The sequence below is a fragment of the Streptomyces hygroscopicus subsp. hygroscopicus genome (assembly GCF_001553455.1).
GTDB classification, from domain to species: Bacteria; Actinomycetota; Actinomycetes; order Streptomycetales; family Streptomycetaceae; genus Streptomyces; species Streptomyces hygroscopicus.
Genome location: NZ_BBOX01000111.1, coordinates 1 through 7,408 on the forward strand (window position 1 = coordinate 1; position 7,408 = coordinate 7,408).

Annotated in this window: 9 protein-coding genes; 3 read left to right on the forward strand and 6 right to left on the reverse strand. The window is 73.8% G+C overall.

All coding sequences use genetic code 11. From position 1 onward, the window contains the following. From AXW62_RS12390 to AXW62_RS12410, 5 genes are all read right to left on the reverse strand, one after another. On the reverse strand, window positions 1–255 hold a 255-nt coding region (locus AXW62_RS12390; protein WP_159060855.1), incomplete at its 3' end, for an iron-sulfur cluster assembly protein. Between the two features lie 20 nt (window positions 256–275). After that, window positions 276–1,106, reverse strand: coding sequence for a 1,2-phenylacetyl-CoA epoxidase subunit PaaC (paaC, locus tag AXW62_RS12395; protein ID WP_060944560.1), 831 nt, complete (start codon window positions 1,104–1,106; stop codon window positions 276–278). A 24-nt stretch (window positions 1,107–1,130) separates the two neighbouring features. Then, complete coding sequence (paaB, locus tag AXW62_RS12400; RefSeq protein WP_030825212.1) at window positions 1,131–1,433, reverse strand: 1,2-phenylacetyl-CoA epoxidase subunit PaaB; 303 nt, start codon at window positions 1,431–1,433, stop codon at window positions 1,131–1,133. Beyond that, window positions 1,430–2,434, reverse strand: coding sequence for a 1,2-phenylacetyl-CoA epoxidase subunit PaaA (paaA, locus tag AXW62_RS12405; protein ID WP_060944561.1), 1,005 nt, complete (start codon window positions 2,432–2,434; stop codon window positions 1,430–1,432). The genes paaB and paaA overlap by 4 nt, the downstream gene beginning before the upstream one ends. Window positions 2,435–2,673: 239 nt before the next feature. Continuing rightward, complete coding sequence (locus AXW62_RS12410) at window positions 2,674–2,943, reverse strand: hypothetical protein (RefSeq protein ID WP_060944562.1); 270 nt, start codon at window positions 2,941–2,943, stop codon at window positions 2,674–2,676. Window positions 2,944–3,051: 108 nt separating this feature from the next. Here AXW62_RS12410 and paaI point away from each other — a divergent pair, with 108 nt between their 5' ends. Together paaI and paaK are read left to right on the forward strand one after the other, a co-directional pair. Beyond that, window positions 3,052–3,477 carry a hydroxyphenylacetyl-CoA thioesterase PaaI gene (gene paaI, locus AXW62_RS12415; RefSeq protein ID WP_107406271.1) on the forward strand — a complete coding sequence of 142 codons (426 nt, stop codon included), beginning with the start codon at window positions 3,052–3,054 and terminating at the stop codon, window positions 3,475–3,477. Next, window positions 3,467–4,813: a phenylacetate--CoA ligase PaaK gene (gene paaK / locus AXW62_RS12420; protein WP_060944564.1), complete on the forward strand. Its 1,347-nt coding sequence runs from the start codon at window positions 3,467–3,469 to the stop codon at window positions 4,811–4,813. Before paaI ends, paaK begins: the two co-directional genes overlap by 11 nt. Window positions 4,814–5,477: 664 nt before the next feature. Here the strand turns inward: paaK and AXW62_RS12425 are convergent. Next, a complete protein-coding gene (locus AXW62_RS12425; RefSeq protein WP_252368576.1) occupies window positions 5,478–5,657 on the reverse strand; it encodes a muconolactone Delta-isomerase in 180 nt (59 codons plus the stop codon). 135 nt (window positions 5,658–5,792) lie between these two features. Here AXW62_RS12425 and AXW62_RS12430 point away from each other — a divergent pair, with 135 nt between their 5' ends. Then, window positions 5,793–7,355: an AlkA N-terminal domain-containing protein gene (locus AXW62_RS12430; RefSeq protein WP_060944565.1), complete on the forward strand. Its 1,563-nt coding sequence runs from the start codon at window positions 5,793–5,795 to the stop codon at window positions 7,353–7,355. Window positions 7,356–7,408: the final 53 nt, after the last annotated feature.

Below are 7,408 nucleotides of genomic sequence, written 5' to 3' on the forward strand. Positions count from 1 at the left end.
GTCGAGGACCGTGCGCACCTCCACGCGCTCATAGCCGGCGTCCCTGAGCCGCGCCGCCACCTCGGCCCGCATCTCGGACATGGCCGGGCAGCCGGAGTAGGTCGGCGTGAGGTCGGCGACGACCGTGCCGTCGGGTGTCATCGTCACCGCGCGCAGCACACCGAGGTCGGCGAGGGTGAGCATGGGCAGTTCGGGGTCGGGCACCCGCGCGGCGATGTGCCGGGCGCGCCGGACGCCGGTCAGCGGGGTCGGCATGGTCGGCATGGTCGGCATGGTCACCACGCCGCCTCCGGGTGGGCTCGGGCCACGCTCTGCAGCTCCGCCAGCAGCGGGGCGAGGTGCTCGGTGTGGTCGCCTCGGCGTCCGGAACCGGGCAGCGGCGGCGCGTCCGGCAGGGGCAGCCCCGCGGCCTCGCCGGCCTGCCGCAGGACGGCGAGGACCTCCGTCCCCGTCTCGTGGGCGGCGTACAACTCGCCCAGGTACGGGGCCACCTGGTCGAGGCCGGCCCGCATCCGCCGGTGGGACTCCTCGGTGCCGTCACCGAGCCGGACGAACCACTCCGCCGCGTACTGCCGGTGGTAGGTCAGCTCCTTCACGCCCTTGGCGGCGACGGCGGCGAGCACCGGGTCGGCGGAGGCGGTGAGCCGCTGGAAGTGGGCCAGCCGCCAGCTGGCGAACACCAGCTGGCGGGCGATGGTGAACGCGAAGTCGCCATTGGGGAGTTCGGCCAGGCGTACGTTGCGGAAGTCGTCCGCGTCGCGGAAGTAGGCGTAGGCGTCCTCACCGCGTCCGGTGCCGTCGACCTGCCCGCAGCGGGCGTACAGCAGGCGGGCCTGGCCGAGCAGGTCGAGCCCGATGTTGGCGAGCGCCACCTCCTCCTCCAGCTCCGGTGCGCGCGTGGTCCACTCGGCCAGGCGCTGGGCCGTGACGAGTGCGTCGTCACCGAGCGCCAGGCAGAGCGCGGCCAGCTCCGCCCGGTCGACGTCCTCGGGAACGGCGGTGCTCACGCCGTGCAGCGGGTCCTCGAAACCGGTCCCGAAGGCCCAGCGGGCGTCACCGTCCCCGTGCCCCTCGGCCAGGGACAGGTAGACGTGATCGTCGCTCATTGCCTGCTCCTCGATGTGCGGGTGCTAGATGTGCGGGACGTCGTCGGGGATGTCGTAGAAGGTGGGGTGCCGGTAGACCTTGTCGGCGCTGGGGTCGAAGAAGGGGTCCCGTTCGTCGCGGGTGGAGGCGGTGATGTGCTCGGAGCGCACCACCCAGATGCTCACCCCCTCGTTGCGCCGGGTGTACAGGTCGCGGGCGTGGGTGAGGGCCATCCGGTCGTCGGCGGCGTGCAGGGAGCCGACGTGGACGTGGTTGAGCCCGCGCTTGCCCCGGACGAAGACCTCGTACAGCGGCCAGTCGCCCCTCGTCGTCCGCGTCTCGCTCATGCCGCCACTCCCTTCCGCTGCCGGGCGGCCCGCTTGGCGGCGTGCGCGGCGGCCGCCTCGCGCACCCAGGCGCCCTCCTCGTGCGCGGCCCGGCGCCGCGCCACGCGCTCGGCGTTGCACGGCCCGTCGCCGCTGATCACTCGCTTCAGCTCGGCCCAGTCGGGGGTGCCGAAGTCGTACCGGCCGCGCTCCTCGTTCCAGCGCAGCTCGGGGTCGGGCAGGGTCACGCCGAGCTTCTCGGCCTGTGGCACGGTCATGTCCACGAACCGCTGGCGCAGCTCGTCGTTGCTGTGCCGCTTGATCTTCCAGGCCATGGACCGCGCCGAGTTGGGCGAGTCCTCATCGGGCGGGCCGAACATCATCAGGGACGGCCACCACCAGCGGTTCACCGCGTCCTGGACCATCTCGCGCTGGGCGCCGGTGCCGCGCATCATCGTCATCAGCAGTTCGTAGCCCTGCCGCTGGTGGAAGGACTCCTCCTTGCAGATGCGCACCATGGCGCGGGCGTACGGGCCGTAGGAGCTGCGGCACAGCGGCACCTGGTTGCAGATGGCGGCGCCGTCCACGAGCCAGCCGATGACGCCGACGTCGGCGAAGGTCGGGGTCGGGTAGTTGAAGATCGACGAGTACTTCTGGCGCCCCTCGATCAGCCGCTGGGTGAGGTCCGCGCGGTCGGCGCCCAGGGTCTCGGCCGCCGAGTACAGGTAGAGCCCGTGTCCGGCCTCGTCCTGGACCTTGGCGAACAGGATCGCCTTACGGCGCAGCGACGGCGCGCGGGTGATCCACTCGCCCTCGGGCTGCATGCCGATGATCTCCGAGTGGGCGTGCTGGGCCACCTGCCGGATCAGGGTCTTGCGGTAGCCGTCGGGCATCCAGTCGCGCGGCTCGATCCGCTGGTCCCGCGCGATGGTCTCGTCGAAGAGCTCCTGGAGGTCGCCGTGCGCCCGGCGTCCGGGGGGCGCGCCGTCCTCCGCCGACGAGCCGGCCTGCCGTGCAGTCATCCCTACCACCTATCCCAACCGACCGTTCGTTCGGTACATGATACGACGAGCCCCCCGGGTTCCGGCAACCGCCGGAACGCGGTCGGTTCTCCGCGCGGACGGCGACCGCGCGGACGGCGACGCGCCGGCCATCGGTCACGGCCATGCCGCCAGGTCGTCGGGGCGGACGGAGGCCAGGGCGCCGCCGTAGCGGCCCTGGGGGGTGCGGACTCCGTCGATCAGGCAGACGTCTTCGGGCATCAGGCGGACTCCTCGGGGGCGGCGACGGCGGGACGGCGGGAGCGGAGGGCCGCGGGGCGGCCGGTGACGAAGGCGGCGCCGGAGCGGATGGCGCCGTCGGGGCCGGCCGCGCTGCCGCGGACGTCACCGAAGGCGGCGGACCGGCCGGCGAAGACCCGGCCGGTGAGGTTCCCGGACAGGTGCGCGCCCGCGGCCGGGGCCGCCTCCTCGGCGGCGGCCGGCGCCCGCGGTGCGGAGAAGCCGGGCACGTCAGTGGCCGCGTACGGCATGTGGCTCACCTCTTGACAGGCGACGGCGTGGCTTGATTACTTGACCCTGCCGCACGCTAACCGAATGTTCGGTCGGTACACAAGGTGGTGTAAAACGTGACGGAAGCCATGCAATCGGCCACGGGGCCCGCAGCACGCATGTTCGCCGCGGACAGGGCCTCGCGGCTGCTCGGCATCGAGGTGCTGGAGCAGGGCGACGGAACCGCCGTACTCCGCATGACCGTGACCGCGGCCATGGTCAACGGCCATGGGACCGCCCACGGCGGATACCTGTTCCTGTTCGCCGACACCGCCTTCGCCTGCGCGTGCAACAGCCACGGCCCGGTGACCGTCGCGTCCGGGGCGGACATCACCTTCGTGGCCCCCGCGTACCAGGGAGACGTCCTGGTGGCCACCGCCCGGGAGCTCACCCGCTTCGGCCGCAGCGGCCTCTACGACGTGAGCGTTGCCCGCGGCGACACGGTGATCGCGGAGTTCCGCGGCCGCAGCCGTAGCATCCGGAGCACGGACCCGAGGAGCCGCGATGACCAGTGACCTGACGACCCCGGCGGCCGCCCCGCCGCGCCGGGGTGAGCCCCTTCCGGCGGAGCTGCTGGACGACGCGGAGCGGATGTCGCGTGAGGAGGTGAGGGACCTCCAGCTGCGCCGCCTGCGGCAGACGCTGCGGCACGCCTACGACAACGTCGAGCTGTACCGCACGAAGTTCGACGACGCCGGGGTGGTGCCCGGTGACTGCCGGTCGCTGGAGGATCTGGCGCGGTTCCCCTTCACCACCAAGGCCGATCTCCGCGAGACGTACCCCTTCGGCATGTTCGCCGTGCCCATGTCCGAGGTGCGGCGCATCCACGCCTCCAGCGGTACCACCGGCCGTCCGACGGTGGTCGGGTACACCGACCGGGACCTGTCCACCTGGGCGGACCTGATCGCCCGCTCGATCCGCGCGGCCGGCGGCCGCCCGGGACACAAGGTCCACATCAGCTACGGCTACGGCCTGTTCACCGGCGGCCTCGGTGCCCACTACGGCGCCGAGCGGGCCGGATGCACGGTCATCCCCGCCTCGGGCGGCATGACCGCCCGCCAGGTGCAGATCATCCGGGACTTCGCACCGGACATCATCATGATCACCCCGTCCTACATGCTCACCCTGCTCGACGAGTTCGAACGGCAGGGCGTCGACCCCCGCTCGACCTCACTGAAGATCGGCATCTTCGGCGCCGAACCGTGGACCGAGGAGATGCGCCGCGAGATCGAGGAGCGCATGGACATCCACGCGGTCGACATCTACGGGCTCTCCGAGGTGATGGGTCCGGGCGTCGCGCAGGAGTGCGTGGAGACCAAGGACGGTCCGCACGTGTGGGAGGACCACTTCCACCCGGAGGTCGTCGACCCGATCACGGACCAGGTCCTGGCCGACGGCACATGCGGTGAACTGGTCTTCACCTCCCTCACCAAGGAGGCGCTGCCCGTCATCCGCTACCGCACACGGGACCTGACCCGCCTGCTGCCCGGAACGGCCCGGCCCGGGTTCCGCCGCATCGAGAAGATCACCGGCCGCTGCGACGACATGATCATCGTGCGCGGGGTGAATGTGTTCCCCACGCAGATCGAGGAGATCGTGCTGCGCACCCCCGGTGTCACCCCGCACTTCCAGATCCAGCTCACCAGCCGGGGCCGGATGGACCACATGACCATCCGCGTGGAGGCGCGGCCCGATGCCGGACCGGAGCAGCGCGAGACCGCCGCCCGGGCCATCGCCAGGGGCGTGAAGGACGGTGTCGGCCTGAGCGTGGAGGTGGCGATCGTGGCACCGGAGTCCCTGGAGCGTTCGGTCGGCAAGCTCCGCAGGGTCAAGGACCAGCGCACCGCGTGAACCGCCTCCCCGCCGCCATGACCGCATGAGCGCCGGGCCCTGGGGCCGTGCCGCGGGCCACGGGGGCCGCGAGCCGCGGGGGTCGCGAGCCGCGGGATCCGGCCGGACGCGGCCGCGACTCCCCGCCGGAGGTCGCGGTCGCGGTCGTCGACGAGCGCGGCCACGACGCGCCGGACGCGCCACCACCACACGGCCAGCGCACGGCCACCACGCGCCGGACGTGCCCGACAGCGCACTGCCACCACATCCCGGACGCGCCCGACAGCGCACGGCCACCAACACCCCGGAAGCGCCACACGGCCACCACACCCCGGACGCACCACCACCGCGCCACCACCACGCGCCGGACGTGCCCAACAGGGCCCTGCCACTCGGCACGTCCCGCGCCGCGGTGCGTACCGGAAGGTGGGCCGGCCGTGCGCGTCGGCCAGGGCGAGCACCAGGTCCGCGAGGTCGGCCACCGCCGTGCCACCGGGTGCCGGGTCCGGCAGCAGTGCGGTCGGGGAGCCGCCGTGTCCGGGCAGATCGAAGCGCACCACCCGGAACAGCCCGTTCAGGGCCGGGAGATGAGGCTCCCAGACCCTCATGGACGTGCCCGGCGAGGGCCCGAGGACCAGCAGGGGCGCGTCCGGCGGACCGGAGACCTCGTGGTGTGGCGGCCCGCTCATGCCCTGGCCGCCCTTTTCGTCTCGCCGGCGGCGAGGTCGGAGGGGTGCTGGGCCAGCGGCGTGACCTCGATCGTCAGGTACGGGAACAGCGGCAGGTTCCACAGGATCCGGTGCAGGGTCTCGTTGTCGGCGACGTCGAAGACGCTGATGTTGGCGTACTGGCCCACGCAGCGCACCAGGCATCCACCAGGCCGCGCGGTTCGGGACCGGACGCCGCGCGGGGAAAGGCGGCGGGCGCTCACCGGACCGTGAGCGCCGTGTCCGATTTCCGCCAGCGCACTCCGCCGCCGTGGCGCACAGTGGAGGGTGTGATGAGCGAGGACAGCAGGTACGAGGCGGTGTGCAGCCGCGACGCGCGGTTCGACGGCCAGTTCTTCTTCGGTGTCACCACGACCGGGATCTACTGCCGTCCGAGCTGCCCCGCGACCACCCCCCGGCGGAAGAACGTGCGGTTCTTCCCGACCTCGGCCGCCGCGCAGGGCGCGGGGTTCCGGGCCTGCCGCCGCTGCCGACCGGACGCCGTGCCCGGCTCCGCCGAGTGGAACGCGCGGGCGGATTCCGTCGGCCGTGCGATGCGGATGATCGGCGACGGGGTGGTGGACCGGGAGGGGGTCTCCGGGCTCGCGGCGCGGCTCGGCTACAGCGCCCGGCAGGTGCAGCGGCAGCTGACCGCCGAACTCGGCGCCGGACCGGTCGCGCTCGCCCGCGCCCAGCGCGCCCACACCGCGCGGATCCTGCTGCGGACCACCGACCTGCGGGCCTCGGAGATCGCGTTCGCGGCCGGGTTCTCCAGCGTCCGGCAGTTCAACGACACGTTGCGCGCGATCTACGCCGCCACCCCCACCGAACTGCGCGCCGCCCGGCCGGAGAAACCCTCCCGGTCCGGGCCCGCGGAAGCGGCCGACGGGGTGCCGGGGGCGAGCGGCGGGGCGCTGCCGGGAGCGAGCGGCATGGTGCCGAGGGCGAGCGGCGGAGTGCCGAGAGGGAGCGGCGGGGCGGCCGGGGTGCCGTTGCGGCTCGCCTACCGCGGCCCGTACGACACCGCGCAGGTCTTCGACTACCTCGCCCGGCGCGCCCTCGCCGGGGTGGAGGAGATGGTGGGCGCCCCCGGCGCCCGGACCTACCGCCGCACCCTGCGGCTGCCGCACGCCTGCGCCGTCGTCGAGGTCGACGAACGGCCCGGGGACGGCTGGCTGGAGTGCCGGCTGCGCCTGACCGAGCTGCGCGATCTGACCACCGCGATCCAGCGGATACGGCGCCTGTTCGACCTGGACGCCGATCCGTACGCGGTCGCCGAGCGCCTCGGCGCCGACGCCGCGCTGGCGCCCCTGGTGGCCGCGCGGCCGGGGCTGCGGTCGCCGGGCACCGCCGATCCCACGGAACTCGCCGTCCGCGCCGTCCTCGGCCAGCAGGTCTCGGTGGCCGCGGGGCGCGTGCTGGGCGATGCACTGGTCGCCGCGTACGGGGAACCCCTGGCGCGGCCCGACGGCGGGCTCACCCGGCTCTTCCCCCGCGCGGAGGATCTGGCCGGGGCGCCGCTCACGGAGCTGGGCATGCCGGAGGGCCGACGCGCCACGCTGCGCACGCTCGCCACCGCGCTCGCGGACGGCGCGGTGCGGCTGGACGCCGGAGCCGAGCGCGACCGGGCCGAGAAGGAACTCCTGGGGCTGCGCGGCATCGGCCCCTGGACCGCCGGTTACATCCGGATGCGGGCGCTGGGCGACCCCGATGTGCTGCTGGAGTCGGACGTCGCCGTACGGGCCGGAGCCCGCGCCGCCGGGGCCCATCTGGAGGACTCCGAGAGCTGGCGCCCCTGGCGCTCGTACGCCATGCACCACCTGTGGAACGCCGCCCGGCCCCCGCGGACCGGGTGACCGCCGCGCCCACGGCTCACCGGCGCGCCGGGTGCGGCCCACCGGTGCGCGGG

What these genes read in the sequence shown, in the direction of transcription:
- paaC (WP_060944560.1), bottom strand. Translation starts at nt 1,106, where the DNA reads ATGAGCGACGATCACGTCTACCTGTCCCTGGCCGAGGGGCACGGGGAC.
- paaB (WP_030825212.1), bottom strand. Translation starts at nt 1,433, where the DNA reads ATGAGCGAGACGCGGACGACGAGGGGCGACTGGCCGCTGTACGAGGTC.
- paaA (WP_060944561.1), bottom strand. Translation starts at nt 2,434, where the DNA reads ATGACTGCACGGCAGGCCGGCTCGTCGGCGGAGGACGGCGCGCCCCCC.
- AXW62_RS12410 (WP_060944562.1), bottom strand. Translation starts at nt 2,943, where the DNA reads ATGCCGTACGCGGCCACTGACGTGCCCGGCTTCTCCGCACCGCGGGCG.
- paaI (WP_107406271.1), top strand. Translation starts at nt 3,052, where the DNA reads ATGCAATCGGCCACGGGGCCCGCAGCACGCATGTTCGCCGCGGACAGG.
- paaK (WP_060944564.1), top strand. Translation starts at nt 3,467, where the DNA reads ATGACCAGTGACCTGACGACCCCGGCGGCCGCCCCGCCGCGCCGGGGT.
- AXW62_RS12430 (WP_060944565.1), top strand. Translation starts at nt 5,793, where the DNA reads ATGAGCGAGGACAGCAGGTACGAGGCGGTGTGCAGCCGCGACGCGCGG.